Here is a 14,937-nt window from a genome sequence, read left to right on the forward strand (position 1 = left end):
TTATATTCATGAATATAAAACGGTAAAAGAGGGTAAGCGAATTGCAGTAAAAAAATGGTTCGATGAGAAAAAAGACTATAATTTATTGGCATGTAGTTGGGAAGATATATTTTATTTTCCCAACTTGCTGCTCGAAGAAGGGTATGAATTTAGAGAGTTGCCTTGTGAGAATTTTACGTATGAATTATTAAAAGGCGATAGGCGAGTGACATTATACACCCGAGAAATTCCGAAAGGCGATATACAAGGAATGGTTCAGGCGATTGACGAAGTTAATGAATATTCCAAAGGCGAAGACCTTTATATTGTATCGGCTCTTGAAAATCAAGACTATTTGTTTAATAAACTATCTGTTAGCGGAAAAGTTCGTAAGCAAATGGATAGACTCTATAAAGTAAATTAGATAGTTTCTCAATATTTTTTTCGAGGATATATCGAATAATTCTGCGTTTGTATAAAATGTGATTATGGAAGCTATCTGTAATGCTAAATAAATTTGTTTTTGCTCTCATTTGTATTACCTTTGACGAGAGTTAAGATTCGTTGAAACTCAACAGACCTGTTCTGTATTTGCTCTGTATTATATTTGTGTGAAATACGAAAGCAGACGGAGTGTCTGTATGATACCGAAAAAATCGTTTATACGTAAAAAATATGAGTGTGATAATTTCTCCATCGTTGTTGTCGGCAGATTTTGGAAATCTGAACAGTGAGATAGATATGATAAATGCTAGTGCCGCCGATTGGTTGCATATCGATGTGATGGACGGTGTGTTTGTCCCGAATATTTCTTTCGGGTTTCCGGTGTTGGAATTTGTGAATCGGCGATGTGCAAAACCTCTTGATGTGCATTTGATGATCGTCGAGCCTCAAAAGTTTATACCAGAAGTCAAGCGTGTGGGCGGAGCTATCATGACGGTTCATTATGAGGCATGTACACATCTTCATCGGGTTGTTCAGCAGATACATGCAGCAGGTATGCAAGCCGGAGTTTCATTGAATCCTCATACACCGGTGTCCTTGTTGGAAGATATTATCGAAGATGTCGATTTGGTTTTGCTGATGTCGGTAAACCCCGGCTTCGGCGGGCAGAAGTTCATTCCTCGCATATTGGATAAGGTGAGGGATTTGAAAGAGATGATTGCTCGTAGAAATTCGCATGCGGTTATAGAGATAGATGGCGGGGTAAATTTGGATACCGGTCGGCAATTAGTTGAGGCAGGGGCCGATGCATTGGTTGCCGGTAGTTTTGTTTTCCACTCGGATAATCCTATCGATACGATTGCTCGATTGAAGCAGTTGTAAAAGGAAATATATGGGATAGCCCCTATCGCATATTCGTGTGCAGAGGAGGAGGGTGGAACATTTTTTATTTCGTTACAATCCGACGAGTTTTCTATACGATAATATAAAATATTCTAAATTTCTCCCCTGTATTTTGCAACGTAAAATATAGGGGAGAGACCGAAGAAACGATAGTTTCTGAGGAGAGGGGTTAGATGTATAAAACCACAATCCCCTCTGATTTTCTACTGAGCCGTTTTTTCAGCTCCGGGAGGTTTAATCTGTTATCAGATTATTGCATATAACCTTTGACCGTCATCGGGTCGTTACCTACTAAAACTTCAACCGTTGTTTTTTCACCTCGGCTGTTCTCGTAGGCGAATGTATAAGTATGGCCTTTTTCCAATAAGAAACTCAGAGCATCGTTCATATCTTGCAAAGGACCGGCTGTGCGGCCTCCACCCACTTGTACGCCATTGCAAAATACATCGATGCTAGCTTCTACTCGATCACCGGAATCGGAGCTATGCCGTTTATCTCGAAACATCATGAAAGTCACGTTCGTATGGGTCCCTTGTTTCGTAAGGATTTGGGTCGATTCGGTGTATATATCTCGATAACGTTGCGATACATCGATACCATGAACACTGCGTGCATCTTCATTCCACGCCATGGAAAACCAGTCTCCCGTAGGTCGGAACGATACAGCATAAATTCCGTGTGTATGGTCTCCCGATACTGATTTCCCGGCATCAGCCATAAACCAAGCCTTGTCGAGTGCAGGAGGTTGATAATATTCTGTGGAGAACCATGTCCCATCTATCCAAACTTCTGTCCAACTGTGGTTACCTCGATTGTCGTGCCAAGCGGCAGTCCCTGCAAAACGTGCCGGAATACCTACGGAGCGAAATGCGTCGACCAAAAGAATGGATAACCCGGTACAGGAAGCCATGCCTTGCCTTATTGATTCAGCAGGACTTTGGTTGGTCTTTTCCCGAAGCGTGTTGTATTCCACTCCGACCACTTCGGGGATAATTCGGTTTATTGTGTCGATGGCCGCTCGTATGTCTGTGCATTTGGCTACACGAGGAGCGAAACGATTATAAAAATCTTGTCTCCACGAGTCCCGAGTTTCGTCTACCACGGCATAGGGTAAAACTTCGTTGAGGAAGATAGAGTCGGGTAGTGCTTTTGTCCATGAAAATTCAGACCGAACCCGACAGGCATATGCCACGTTCTCTTTTAAAAGATCGAGATTCATCGTGTCGCGGTCTCCCTGTGGCATCCAAACTATCAGGTAAGCCATCGCTTCTTGTTCGTCGTGTGGCGTTTTGTGTAATAGTAATCTTAGGCTATCTGCACGAGACGACTGGTTTAAAACGGTTTCGAGTTGTCGTTTATAATCGGTTGAGATACCAGAGGTACAGGCAGAGAGTGAGCAAATCAACCCGGCAAGCAGTAGAAAAAATGGAGCTTCTTTTCTCATGTGAGAGTCGTTTTTAGATTAGTTGGTTCAGAATATTACGAATCATGGTTGGGTCGATTCCGATTGATGCATATTCGGGAATCCCCTGTACTCCGCCCATTGAGATCGACGGATTTTTATAGGTCATACGGCTTTCTGTTAAATTCCGAGCACTGAAATGTATGGCATCCACTCCGGTGTCGGCAAGCAGTTTGACGTTCGATGCATTCACTCCGCTTCCTGCCATTACGGCTATTCGTCCTGCGGAGGCTTTGACTAACGAATGAATGTTCTCGATTCCTTCCGGTGCTGTGTTACGTCCTCCCGAAGTGAGTACCCGACAGCAACCGACTCTCACGAGGGCTTCGAGGGCTTCGTTGGTATCGCAGGTCATGTCGAAAGCCCGGTGGAATGTAAATTCCATTTCTTTGGCTGCGGCGACCAATTCTGCTGTGCGGATTTCGTCTACTCGTCCGTCGGAAGTGAGTATTCCCGCTACCACGCAATCTGCTCCGCAGTCATGGGCAAAACTAATTTCTTCGAGCATTTGGTGAAATTCTTTGTCGGAGTAGAGGAAGTCTCCGCTACGGGGACGAATCATTACACTCAGTTTTAAATGAGGAATTCGACGAGCCATGCGAATGAATGCGGCCGATGGGGTAGTGCCTCCCTCATAAGGAGATGCACACAGTTCTACACGGGTGATACCCATATCGGCGGCTATTTGGCAGGCTTCGAGTGTGAAAGTGCAAAGTTCGGTTTCTATCATGATTACCGTTTCTCTAAATTGTGTATCGAATTTTCATTTTCAAAGGATTTTACAAAGATAGTGAAAGGTGGGTGTAGAGACAAACGGAAATATTGTATCCGATTTGGCTATGCCTAACCGAATCCTATCTTCGTAGTTGCAAAGATAGATATTTATTGATGGGATGCAAGAGGGAAAAGTGGGTCATTGGTTCTGTGTAGTCATATCCTATGTATTGTATCATTCAATAAATACGAACAGCTATGCGATTATCGCATAGCTGTTCGTATTTTTACAAGTGGAAATATGCTTATTTCGACTTTTTCATTCCTTTATAAATGAGAAATCCTACGATAAATACACAAATAGCGATGAGTATGTAGAGTATTTCGTGGCTATACATCTGTACTTTCGAGACAAGTTCGTCTTCGGGGATAACAGCATGGAATCCATATCCTATGGCGGCCAATACGATATTCCAACACATGGCGCCAAGAGTCGTGAAAAGAATAAATTTGGAGAATTTCATACGAGCCAATCCTGCCGGTATGGAAATAAGTTGACGTACGGCCGGTATCAGTCTTCCGATGAGAGTGGATATACTACCATGCTTGTCGAAATAGCGTTCAGCTGTTTCGACTTTTTTCTGGTCGAGCAGACAGATATGTCCGATGCGGCTGTTGGCGAATTTATAAACGAGCGGACGTCCAATCCAACGGGCTAAATAGTAATTAATGATTGCACCGAGGTCTGCTCCGAGAGTCCCGAAGATAACCACCAAATACATGTTTAATTCTCCGTAAGCGGCTTTATATGCAGCCGGTATAATGACGATTTCGGAAGGGAAGGGAATAAAGGAACTTTCTATCATCATGAGGAATGTGATAGTCCAGTAGTTTAAATTATCGAGACACCACTGAATGAAAGATAATGATTCCATAAAAAAGGATTATAAAATTTGCACTTTTATGGCTGCAAAGGTAATATATTCGTGTTACAAATTTGAATTTTTGTGAAAATGTAATCGTATTTTAATATGGCTATTGCTCGAAGTTTTGGAAAATGGTACGGTATATTTCCGCTTTTTCGGTTAGAGGCTTGGGATAAGCGCGGGAGGTGGAGGGCATACGATAAAGCCGGAGGTGGCGATTATGGTAAAGAAAATCGACGAACCCTCCGATCGCCGGAGCCGATGAACCTGTGATAGAAAGTAATGTGTCGGTTGCCTTTTGTCCTGTGGTCACCAGAGTATGACAGAGAGGAATTTGATCGAGCATTCCGGCCAGATTTAATGGCTCGACGACTTCGAGGGTTAAGTCCGAGGCATTTCCGTTTAGGCGATTGGCAACGGCTACTGTATCGCTTACAGCAATGGCTTTTTCCCGTAGAAATTGTTCGATGTTGTCTTTACGGAATTTTTTCTTTTCTATATCTACAAAATGATCTTTGTCATCGAAGAAGATAAGCCCAAAAATTCTCCACATATCGTTGGTGTAATTGGGATAGAAAAAATCCATCGACCAGCGCTTGCGGGGAGGCGGAAAACTTCCTAGCAATAGGAGCCGGGCATTGGGTGGAAGAAATGGGGCGAGGGGGTGTATCTCTGGTTGAAGTGGATTCATCTTTTTATCGTAAATAGTTAAAAGGAGAGGTCGCTTGGTTCGTCGTTGATTTTCCAGAAAATGTTCTCGGCGGCATCATATCGATATTGTCCTTCTCGTAATGTTTCTGTTTGGAAATCTTCTTTCTCGAAAACGTCTTCTCCCTCGTCGAGTATATAAAATTCGTCGTTCGTATCCGTTGCTTGTATGGTCGCTATGTACCCCTCTGGGATTTCGAAGATTTCATTTTCTTCTACTTCTATCATTTCTCCGTCATAACCTTGTTGGAATAGAATGTCGTAGGCATCGAAATCGTCGTTCTCATCGTAGCCCATTTCGTCCCTGATCGTATCGAATTCGGGGGTTAAGAATAAAGTAATTGTTTCCATAATTATGGGGATTTATTCAAGATACAAAGGTACTTATTTTTGCGATTGTTTCAACAATTCATGTACCTCGTTGTTTTAATTATCGATGAAACGTTTAAATCCCAAGAAAGTATGAAAAAATTATTTGTTTCTTGTTCCTGTTTTTTGGTGACGGCATTATTATCGGTACAGGCTGATAATAAAATGGATAAACAGACCGATGTCGTTGTAGAAGAGTGTGTTTGTCAAGGCCCTTCACAGTCGCCGGCTCGAGTAATTCTTTTGTGGGGGGAAACCCCACCGAATGACGAATTGATGGCGATGTTTTACGACACTCGGTTATTGCATTTCCAAGACCCGCGAGCCCCTCGTTTTTTGCTGATAGATCGTAAAGGGCGTGCGGCATTGGGTATAGGTGGTTATGTAAAGGCTACTGCTTCCTATGATTTTGACGGGGCTCTGCCTAACCGGGATTTTGTGACATACGATATCCCTGTTCCCCGTAATCCGGCGGAACGTAATCAGTATCAAATGGATGCTTCTACCACACGTCTGTTTTTGAAATTAGTCGGGGCCAATTCTGTATTAGGAAAATATACCGTTTATGTAGAAAGTGATTTTCGGGGAGGACAGGATTACGGTTTTCGTCTCAGACAGGCTTATGTGAATGCCCGCGGCTTTTTAGTCGGACAGACTTGGAGTACCTTTGTGGATCCCGCAGCAGCTCCTCCTACAATCGATTATGAAGGTCCAAATGGTATGACTAGTGTGCGTAATGTTATGTTGCGTTATACTCTTGATTTAAGTAAACATTGGCAGGTGGCACTGGCGGCCGAAGCACCTTCGGTGACTTATACGCTAAGTGATGGTAACAATATGGCTATTCGTCAGCGTATGCCCGATATTCCGTTTTATGTCCAGTATGGTTGGAACGAAGGGAACAATCATATACGAGTTTCTGGTCTTATACGAGGTTTGTCCTATCGGGATTTGATGGCCTCTCGAAATAAATCTGTTTTGGGTTGGGCCGTGCAACTTTCGGGATTAGCTAATATTACACCGAAGGTAATGCTGTATTATCAAGGGGTTTATGGACGAGGATACGATAGATACTTGAACGGTTTGAACGGGAAGGGTTTCGATTTGATTCCAGATCCCAATAATCAAGGGAAACTTTATGCACCAGAAACATTAGGCTATGTGGCTGGCATACGGTATTCATTCTCTCAAAAATTCTTTATTTCGGCATCTTATAGTCAAAGTAGATTATACAGCAAAACCGGGTCGCTCTCGGAAAATTCCTATCGATATGCTCAATATATTGTCGGGAACGCTTTTTATAATTTAACTCCCGATTGTAGTATTGGACTTGAATATCTTTATGGTCGTCGTTCCAATATGAATAGGGAAGATGGTCAGGCCAATCGAATCAATGCAATGATTCAATATAATTTCTGAAAAAGGGGAATTATTGTTGAGCCCGTTCTCTTTGTTTAGCGATAGTGAAGAGGGAACGGGCTTTGTTGTGCAATGTCATGAATCGCGTTTGAATCGTGGTTTTTCTGATAAAAATATTGTTCGCCATGTAAAAAGTGTTATTTTTGCATGGCGATTATATAATTGGGCCATTATTTAGAAACAGAGCACATAATGAGATATTTGTATTTGACGTTTTTTATGATACTTCTTTGGGGGATAACGTCTTGTTCTTCTTCGAAGAATGTTCCCTATATGGTTGATATTGAAGATATACCTGCCGAAGTATTGAATGCTGCGACGGTTCAGTCTTCTCCTGTTTTAGCTCCGGGGGATATTATAGATATATCGGTAGTGGCTAAGAATCAAGAGGTTGTTATCCCGTTTAACAAGAGGTTGATGCAAGGAGAAGCTTATCTGCGAGGAAATGCATCGAAAGCCGTTGAATATTATTTGATTGATCAGGCGGGTAATATCGATTTCCCGGTGATTGGGCGTATTCACGTAGCGGGAAAAAGTAAGATGGAGGTAGAACATTTGATTCAAGAACTCCTTTATCCCGAATATCTGAATGAACTACCCCAAGTGACTGTGTGGATACAAAACTTTTCTATATCGGTATTAGGAGATGTGAATAGACCGGGATTGTTTACCATAGAAAACGAACGAGTGAGTATATTGGATGCGATCGCTTTGGCCGGAGATTTGGCTATAACAGGTCGCCGGGATAATGTGCTGTTGGTGAGGGTAAACTCAGATGGAACTAAGAGTATAGCGAGAATAAATTTGAATGATAAGAATTTGATATCTTCGCCTTATTTTTATTTACAGCAGAATGATGTATTGTATGTTCAACCAAACAAATCCAAAGCCAATTCTGCTGTTGTCGTACCTCCTACGACTTCATTGATTTTTAGTGCGACTTCAATTTTATTGACTATCGCTAACCTTATTATTACAGCTTGGAGTATTTCGAAATAAAAGTTTTATGGAAGATAAGCAGAATACATCTGTGAAAAATGCATCGGAAGAGGCATTTGATGTTACGGGCTTCTTTTTGGAATGTATTTCATATTGGAAATGGTTTGTGGCCAGCGTGGTCGTACTTGCTGTGGCGGTAATGTTTTATTGTTTTAGGCAGACTCCGGTTTATGAAGTCACATCTGCAGTATATATTCAAGACAATAAAGGAGATAACAGCAATATATTATTGGAAAGTCTAGGACTATCTTCCTATAAGAAAAATATAGATAATGAAATAGAAGTCTTACGTTCGAAAAATCAGATTACAGATGTCGTCGAAGCTCTTAATTTGTACACGTCTTATTCTTGGAATTCTTTTTTGAGAAATGTTCCATTGTATGAAGAGACTCCGATAGAAGCAGTTCTTGATTCGATTGATGTGCGTTCGTTAAAGGCTTCTTTGAATATTAGAATAAAACCGCAAAACGGAGTATTCCATTTGGAGGTGAAGACTCGAAATGTGAGGGGCGATGAGGTAGAAATTTGTAACACTACGGTCGAAACTTTTCCATATTCCATACCTTTTCACAAGGGATTTATCCGACTAAGATATACTGGCGATACGATTCCTACCGTGGATAAAACGTTGAATATATCTTTATCGAATCCGAGAAGCGTGAGTAAGTCTATTGCCGGAAATTTGACAGTGGCTTTTGCTTCGAAAGATGCAACGATTTTGAAGGTCGTATACCGAACTCCGGTAATAAAAGCGGGTGAGGATTTTATAAAAACACTGGTCGATTTTTATAATATCGATGCGGCCAAGCAAAAAAATCAAGGGACTGAAAAAACGCAACAGTTTATTGATGCTCGTTTGGATTCTATTTCAAAAGATTTATCGGTTGTAGAGGCGCGAGTAGAAGAATATCGCCGTCATAATAATTTGATTGATATTTCGTCTGAGGCGAAATTATATTTGGAGCAAACCGGATTTACCGATGAGAAGTTGGCTGAGTTGGAGTTGCAGAAAAGTCTTGTCGATTATGTAGAGAAATTTTTATCGATACCTCAAAATGAATATATGCCCATTCCTGCGTTGGGAATTGACGATAAAGATTTAGCTAAATTAATAGGAGAATATAATAAAAGTCTGCAACAACGAGAAAGATTATTGCATTCATCATCGGAATCCAATCCTGTTATCGTTGAGTTGACGAGAGATATACAGACTCAAAGGTCATTGGTACTGAAAGGTGTCGAAAGCATTCGTAAAGGAGTAGAAATTAAAAAGAGAGATTTATCCCGTCAGGATAAGATTATCGAAGACAAGATTAAGAACGTACCTCAATACGAGCGGGAATTATCCGATATTATGCGTCAGCAAAGGATAAAGGATAATCTGTATGTATTCTTGTTGGAAAAAAGAGAAGAGAATGCATTGGCCAAAAGTATGACCGTACCGGTAGCACGCATTATCGACGATCCGGATTCTACGGGAGAACCAGTTTCTCCTAAGAAAATATTGCTGCTTTGTGCTGCTGTTTTATTGGGCGTTTTGTTGCCGGCATTTGTGATTTACCTCAGAATGTTGTTATTCCCTGTGTTGAAAGATAAGAAAATGCTAGAACGTCTTACTTCCATACCTGTTTTGGCTGAGATATCTAAGAAGCCGGGAAATAAATTTTTTGTGGTTGAGAAAAAGAGTGTGGAGCCCATTGCCGAACTATTCCGATTGTTGAGGAATAATTTACAGTTTGTCCTTACTGGTCCAGAGAAAAAGGTGATAGCGGTAACATCGTCGGTAATGCATGAAGGAAAGACATTCGTTTCTTGCAATATGGCTTTGAGTTTTGCCCTAACGGGAAAACGGGTGCTTCTGATAGGTGTGGATATACGACGTCCTCGTTTGGCTCAGCATTTCCAAATGTCCAATATGAGGGGTGTTACTACCTATTTGTCGGGTGGAGATTCTGATCTTTCGGCTCTTATTCAATCTTCTGGAATTGATTCTAATTTGGACGTTTTGCCGGCAGGGCCTGTTCCTCCTAATCCGAACGAATTGTTGATGAGTTCTCGTTTTGAGCAGTTGGTCGATTATGCACGATCCCATTATGATTATGTGATTTTGGATACAGCACCATTGGGTATGGTATCCGATTCATTTTTGTTGACCCGGGCTATCGATGTGGTTATTTATGTAGCGAGGGCTAACTATACGAATAAAGCGTCGATCGAGATGTTGAATGCATGGATTGACAATAAGCGTATCAATGTGCCGGTTTATCTTATTTTGAATGATGTGAATATGAATTCAAGGACTTATTCATATCGCCAATATGGTAGCGGAAAATATGGTTATGGATATGCTTCTTCGCGGTCGGAATATGTTATTCCGTGGTATAAACGTTTGTTCAGAAAAAGTGATAGTTAATAGAAATGATTTTGAGTATAAAAGAACGGGAAAGAATTTTATTCTTTCCCGTTCTTTTATTGGATTTGGTGAATCATCGAGTTAACTGAGCTGCCATTTCTTGTGCAAGGTTTCTACATTGCTCCTTTATAGCCGGAGTAATGCTTTGTTTCATTTCTATACAGCAGGGGATAGTTTCCCATTTCATGGATTCGGCGAATGCGGCGAGGTGTTTTACTGCCGCACCGGCCCAAGTGAAAGAACCGAAATAGGCAAACGTGCGATTCTTGATATCCCGTGTAGCAATCATTTCGGTGAGGGTTTCGACTGCCGGAAATAATCTGTTAGAATAAGTAGGGCTGCCTATAATGAGCCCCCGGTAGCGGAATATGTTTTGGAGGATATACGATGGGTCTTCGTGGGAAACATTGTGGAGTACAATCTCTTTGATTCCGTTGGCTGCTAGTTCACGAGCTATTTCTTCGGCCATCTGTTCGGTATGCCCGTACATACTGCCATAAGCGATAACAACACCCGGTTCACCTTCATATCGGCTTAGGCGATCATAAATGCCAATGACTTTGGTTATTTCTTTTTCCCATATGGGTCCGTGTGTGGAACAAATCGTTTTGATTTCTATGTCGGATAGTTTTTTCAGTGCCGTTTGTACGGCTGGCCCGTATTTCCCCACGATATTGGAGTAGTAACGCACCATCTCGCTCCAATACTTATCCGTGTTTAATTGACTGTCTGTAATGCCTCCGTCCAAAGTACCGAAGCAGCCGAAGGCATCCCCTGAAAAAATCAATTTGTCTTCGTTAACGTAGGTCATCATTGTCTCGGGCCAATGAACCATCGGCGTAAGATGAAATGTGAGAGTCCTTTTCCCGATAGACAAGGATTCTCCGTTTTTAATACAAAGAGTATTGTCGTCTATTCCATAATATCCTTTGACCATTTCGAGGGTTTTGACATTGCCTACAATTGTCATTTGAGGATATTTTTGACGAATAAATTGTATCGAGGCAGAATGATCCGGTTCCATGTGGTTGATTATGAGATAATCTATTTTCCCGTCCCCGATAATCTCGGCTATGTTGTCGAGTAGTCTATCGGTATAAGCGGCATCCACGGTATCTATTAATACATTTTTTTTATCGGTTATCAAGTAAGCATTATAGGATACTCCGTATGGAAGCGGCCAAAGATTTTCGAATTTATATTTACACCGGTCATTTACTCCTACATAATGTATACCATTTGTAATTTCTGTTATCTTCATAATCGTATAATTAATTTGATATTTGATGATAGTCCTCTTGTTTGTAGATTATCGCTTATTTGAAAATGATTCCAAAAATACGAAAAAATAGAAATCTTTGGGAAGTTCAAAATTTATTTTTTCCTTTGTAATAGAAAACCTTAAATGGTTATATAGTTTATTAACAAATTTGCTAATAGGTGCATATTGTACCAGAAAAACATTAAAATCATGAAAAAGTATTTGGCAGAGATGGTGGGTACTATGGTACTCGTGTTGATGGGTTGTGGAAGTGCTGTATTTGCGGGCAATATAGCAGCTGCTTGCGGTGCGGGAGTAGGAACGTTGGGCGTTGCTATGGCATTCGGCCTTTCTGTGATTGCTATGGCTTATACGATTGGCGGTATATCGGGTTGCCACATCAATCCGGCTATTACGTTGGGTGTATGGTTGTCTAAACGAATGAACGGGAAGGATGCCGCCATGTATATGGTCTTTCAGATAATCGGAGCGATTATTGGATCGTCTATTATTTATGCTTTGGTTTCTACGGGCGGTTCATCGGGAGTGACTACGACGGGAGCCAATAGTTTTGGAGACGGAGAAATGTTACAGGCATTCATCGCCGAGACAATCTTTACGTTTATTTTTGTATTGGTGGTATTGGGTGCGACCGATGAGAAAAAAGGAGCGGGCAATTTCGCAGGATTGGCTATCGGTCTTACTTTGGTGTTGGTTCATATTGTGTGTATCCCTATTACGGGAACATCGGTAAATCCCGCTCGTAGTATTGCTCCGGCTCTGTTTGCAGGAGGAGAAGCTCTTTCACAGTTGTGGTTGTTCATTGTAGCGCCGTTTTTCGGAGCTGCGTTGTCTGCAATGGTTTGGAAAGGACTGATGGGTGACAATAAGGAATAATATAGTTTTTCTACGATAAAATAAAGGGGCTGCCTCTCAGGCAGCCCCTTTATTTTATGGATTGTAAAAAACGATGCCTTTAATATATAACCCTCCAATTTCTTGCGGGTTGTTCATATAGCCGTCCAAAGACAGAGGAAGTATGTATGTATTGTTGCCTCGGAAAGACCAAACTGTGTCGTTGGGATTTACTTTGTAGTTTTGTTTTTTTAGTAGGTCGACTAGCGGATAAACGGCGACAACGGTACTGTCTGGCCCCAATATTTCTACATTGCCGTTGTTCGTTCGGATATTTGAATTTTCATCGAAAAACAGGGCGTATTGGTAATCTTTTATATTTATGTTTTTGCCTTCGTAAGAATCCGATTGGTAGTAGGAAAAATAGATGCGATGATTTTCCTGTGAGCGATTCAATGCAGATGTTATCCCTTGTGTGAGTTTGGAAAATTGCATCGAGGAAACGGAATCGGTGAACCAGACTTGTATATCTTTTGCCCCATAATTCTCTGTGAGATAGAGAAGGTCGTCTTGTAGTCGGGTGGCATCGATAGAGTCGAGCTGGGTGCATTGGGTTTCTAAACTGTCGAATGTAAGTAGATTGTTTGTCCCGAGTTTGTTATTTTGAATGAGTGTATCTATCCGCTTGTGCATGGTATACCGGGTAATTTCGCTGAATCTCCACGGACCGATTGATGAGATGAGGAAAAGAAGAATAAATGAGATGAACGGGATTTTTATTTTTTTACCAGATGTAAAAATGGTATACAAGGCAGTCGTATAGCACCAAAAGTTGAGCAGTAGTACGTATAGGCGGTTGGTCGTGATACCATAGTCTTGAAAGCGTCGGATTATACCGATAGTCATTAAGATTAATAGTGGGAGAAGCAGTATACCGAACCACTGCCTGAAAAATTTCAGGGGACGATTCTCTTGTGGGCATAACGGATATAGCATAAAAAGTGTGATTGCTCCGCCTATGGTGAGAATGGAGACCAGTGCGGAGACCCAACCATCGGGAAGTTGCCACTGAATTATGATTTTTATTAAATAGGCATAAAGGATTGTTCCGTAGAGTATGAGGAGGGGTAATAGTATATATAAACCTAGAATTTTCCATGCTTGGGCAAACGGACGCACCTTTGTTTCGGTTGTCGAGGCGATAGGAATGTTGCCTAGCAGATAGAAAGGAAAGAACAAGGTATAGCAAAGCACATGTATGTTTGAATACATCTCGCTTTTGAATTCACAGCCGAACAGAGTATCGATAGAAAATAACGCCAGAGAGAGGCCGGCTGCCAAGACCGATGTAAAAAGTAGGCCTGTTAGTATTTGGATACACAACAGATAGGAGAAATTCCAAAAAGAGGTATCGGTGTTCTTTTTCAAAAAGGCAGCCCAAAACAAGGCCGAAAAAAATGTTACGATAGGAGCTATGAAAGCAAGTGTTCCGAAGAAATGTTCGGGAGTATCGTTCGAAAGATAGCCATACAAGCTCCATAATAGTACAGCGAGTAGGGATACCGAATGTCGTATAGTGGGGTTCAAGCGGTTCTCGAAGCCGAGGACGATACTTACAGCGAGGGGTAATGCACCTACCCATACGTACCAATAAACGGGTTCGTAGAGTATACTTCCTTTTACTTGCTCATAGGGGAGGTTGACGAGTAATAGCAGAGAAATACACAACCCTATTGTTGCTGTCGCTGCGACTGGAAATCGTTTGAACGCATTCAAAAGGGTTTCGGTGATGGATTGCCAACGAACGGTTTTTATTCTGTCGAGCATAGTTGAATGATGTTGTTGGTGAAGAATGAATCCCCTAAGTACATGAGTTGGTAAGAACTTACTTAGGGGATTCGGAAATATGTCAACAATGTTATTTATTGACTCTGAACTTGTCAATGCTGTCTTTTAGGTATCCGACCGATTGTCGGGCGGCAGCGATACCAGCATTGATGTTCGCTTCGGAGGTTTGGGCTCCCATTTTTTTCGGAGTGAAGAATATTCGGTTGCCGAATTTCTCTTTTAAAGTGTCGGCAATAGTGGGTGCAACATCGGCTACATAGTGAAAATCGGTACGATCTTCGAGTATGCGTGCCAGATCTTCTTCGTATATCACCTCTTTACGCGCCGTGTTGATAAGAAGAGCTCCTTTGGGCATAAGCGAAAGCAACGAGTAGTTGATCGATTGCTTCGTTTCGGCCGTAGCCGGGATATGCAGCGATACGAATTGACATGTTTTATAAAGCTCTTCGGCCGATGCGACAGGCGTTACACCGTCTTTTTTCATCACATCGTCGGGGCAATAAGGATCGAATGCATAAATTTCCATGTCGAATCCTTTGGCGATACGAGCCACATTACGTCCTACTTGTCCGTAAGCATGGATTCCCAGTTTTTTTCCTTTCAATTCCGTACCCGATGTTCCGTTGAAATGATTTCG

Annotated in this window: 14 protein-coding genes; 6 read left to right on the forward strand and 8 right to left on the reverse strand. The window is 41.6% G+C overall.

Annotated features, from left to right (window positions below):
• Together QVD32_RS11100 and rpe are read left to right on the forward strand one after the other, a co-directional pair.
• A partial coding sequence (locus QVD32_RS11100; RefSeq protein ID WP_287710215.1) for a hypothetical protein occupies window positions 1-403 on the forward strand: 403 nt, incomplete at its 5' end.
• 251 nt (window positions 404-654) lie between these two features.
• Window positions 655-1,305 (forward strand): ribulose-phosphate 3-epimerase, encoded by a 651-nt coding sequence (rpe, locus tag QVD32_RS11105; RefSeq protein WP_118687454.1) that lies wholly within the window; start codon window positions 655-657, stop codon window positions 1,303-1,305.
• A gap of 271 nt (window positions 1,306-1,576) precedes the next feature.
• Here the strand turns inward: rpe and QVD32_RS11110 are convergent, their stop codons facing one another.
• The 5 genes from QVD32_RS11110 to QVD32_RS11130 all read right to left on the reverse strand — a co-directional run bounded on the left by QVD32_RS11110 (window position 1,577) and on the right by QVD32_RS11130 (window position 5,487).
• Entirely contained in the window at window positions 1,577-2,770 is a 1,194-nt protein-coding gene (locus QVD32_RS11110) for a transglutaminase-like domain-containing protein (protein ID WP_118687455.1), read from the reverse strand.
• A gap of 13 nt (window positions 2,771-2,783) precedes the next feature.
• The gene (locus QVD32_RS11115; protein WP_021892152.1) at window positions 2,784-3,518 is read right to left on the reverse strand and encodes a copper homeostasis protein CutC; all 735 of its coding nucleotides are present in this window, start codon (window positions 3,516-3,518) and stop codon (window positions 2,784-2,786) included.
• A gap of 289 nt (window positions 3,519-3,807) precedes the next feature.
• The gene (locus tag QVD32_RS11120; protein ID WP_021892153.1) at window positions 3,808-4,437 is read right to left on the reverse strand and encodes a DedA family protein; all 630 of its coding nucleotides are present in this window, start codon (window positions 4,435-4,437) and stop codon (window positions 3,808-3,810) included.
• Window positions 4,438-4,537: 100 nt separating this feature from the next.
• Window positions 4,538-5,119, reverse strand: a complete 582-nt coding sequence (locus tag QVD32_RS11125) for a uracil-DNA glycosylase family protein (RefSeq protein ID WP_021892154.1) — start codon at window positions 5,117-5,119, stop codon at window positions 4,538-4,540.
• A 17-nt stretch (window positions 5,120-5,136) separates the two neighbouring features.
• Window positions 5,137-5,487 (reverse strand): hypothetical protein, encoded by a 351-nt coding sequence (locus QVD32_RS11130; RefSeq protein WP_008860846.1) that lies wholly within the window; start codon window positions 5,485-5,487, stop codon window positions 5,137-5,139.
• Window positions 5,488-5,598: 111 nt separating this feature from the next.
• Between QVD32_RS11130 and QVD32_RS11135 the strand changes: the two genes are divergently transcribed.
• The 3 genes from QVD32_RS11135 to QVD32_RS11145 all read left to right on the forward strand — a co-directional run bounded on the left by QVD32_RS11135 (window position 5,599) and on the right by QVD32_RS11145 (window position 10,336).
• Window positions 5,599-6,924 (forward strand): DcaP family trimeric outer membrane transporter, encoded by a 1,326-nt coding sequence (locus QVD32_RS11135; RefSeq protein ID WP_021892155.1) that lies wholly within the window; start codon window positions 5,599-5,601, stop codon window positions 6,922-6,924.
• Between the two features lie 273 nt (window positions 6,925-7,197).
• Window positions 7,198-7,923, forward strand: a complete 726-nt coding sequence (locus QVD32_RS11140; protein WP_195241986.1) for a polysaccharide biosynthesis/export family protein — start codon at window positions 7,198-7,200, stop codon at window positions 7,921-7,923.
• A 7-nt stretch (window positions 7,924-7,930) separates the two neighbouring features.
• Complete coding sequence (locus QVD32_RS11145; RefSeq protein ID WP_118687456.1) at window positions 7,931-10,336, forward strand: GumC family protein; 2,406 nt, start codon at window positions 7,931-7,933, stop codon at window positions 10,334-10,336.
• A gap of 73 nt (window positions 10,337-10,409) precedes the next feature.
• Here the strand turns inward: QVD32_RS11145 and QVD32_RS11150 are convergent, their stop codons facing one another.
• Complete coding sequence (locus QVD32_RS11150) at window positions 10,410-11,600, reverse strand: FprA family A-type flavoprotein (protein ID WP_373134735.1); 1,191 nt, start codon at window positions 11,598-11,600, stop codon at window positions 10,410-10,412.
• Window positions 11,601-11,804: 204 nt separating this feature from the next.
• Between QVD32_RS11150 and QVD32_RS11155 the strand changes: the two genes are divergently transcribed.
• Complete coding sequence (locus tag QVD32_RS11155; protein WP_262483648.1) at window positions 11,805-12,494, forward strand: MIP family channel protein; 690 nt, start codon at window positions 11,805-11,807, stop codon at window positions 12,492-12,494.
• A 54-nt stretch (window positions 12,495-12,548) separates the two neighbouring features.
• Here QVD32_RS11155 and QVD32_RS11160 read toward each other — a convergent pair whose 3' ends face one another.
• Window positions 12,549-14,279 (reverse strand): DUF4153 domain-containing protein, encoded by a 1,731-nt coding sequence (locus tag QVD32_RS11160; RefSeq protein WP_021892159.1) that lies wholly within the window; start codon window positions 14,277-14,279, stop codon window positions 12,549-12,551.
• Window positions 14,280-14,370: 91 nt separating this feature from the next.
• Window positions 14,371-14,937, reverse strand: a 567-nt coding sequence (locus QVD32_RS11165) for an NAD(P)-dependent oxidoreductase (protein ID WP_287710216.1), incomplete at its 5' end; no start/stop codon positions are given.

Source organism: Barnesiella sp. (assembly GCF_022723415.1).
Classification (GTDB): Bacteria; Bacteroidota; Bacteroidia; order Bacteroidales; family Barnesiellaceae; genus Barnesiella; species Barnesiella intestinihominis.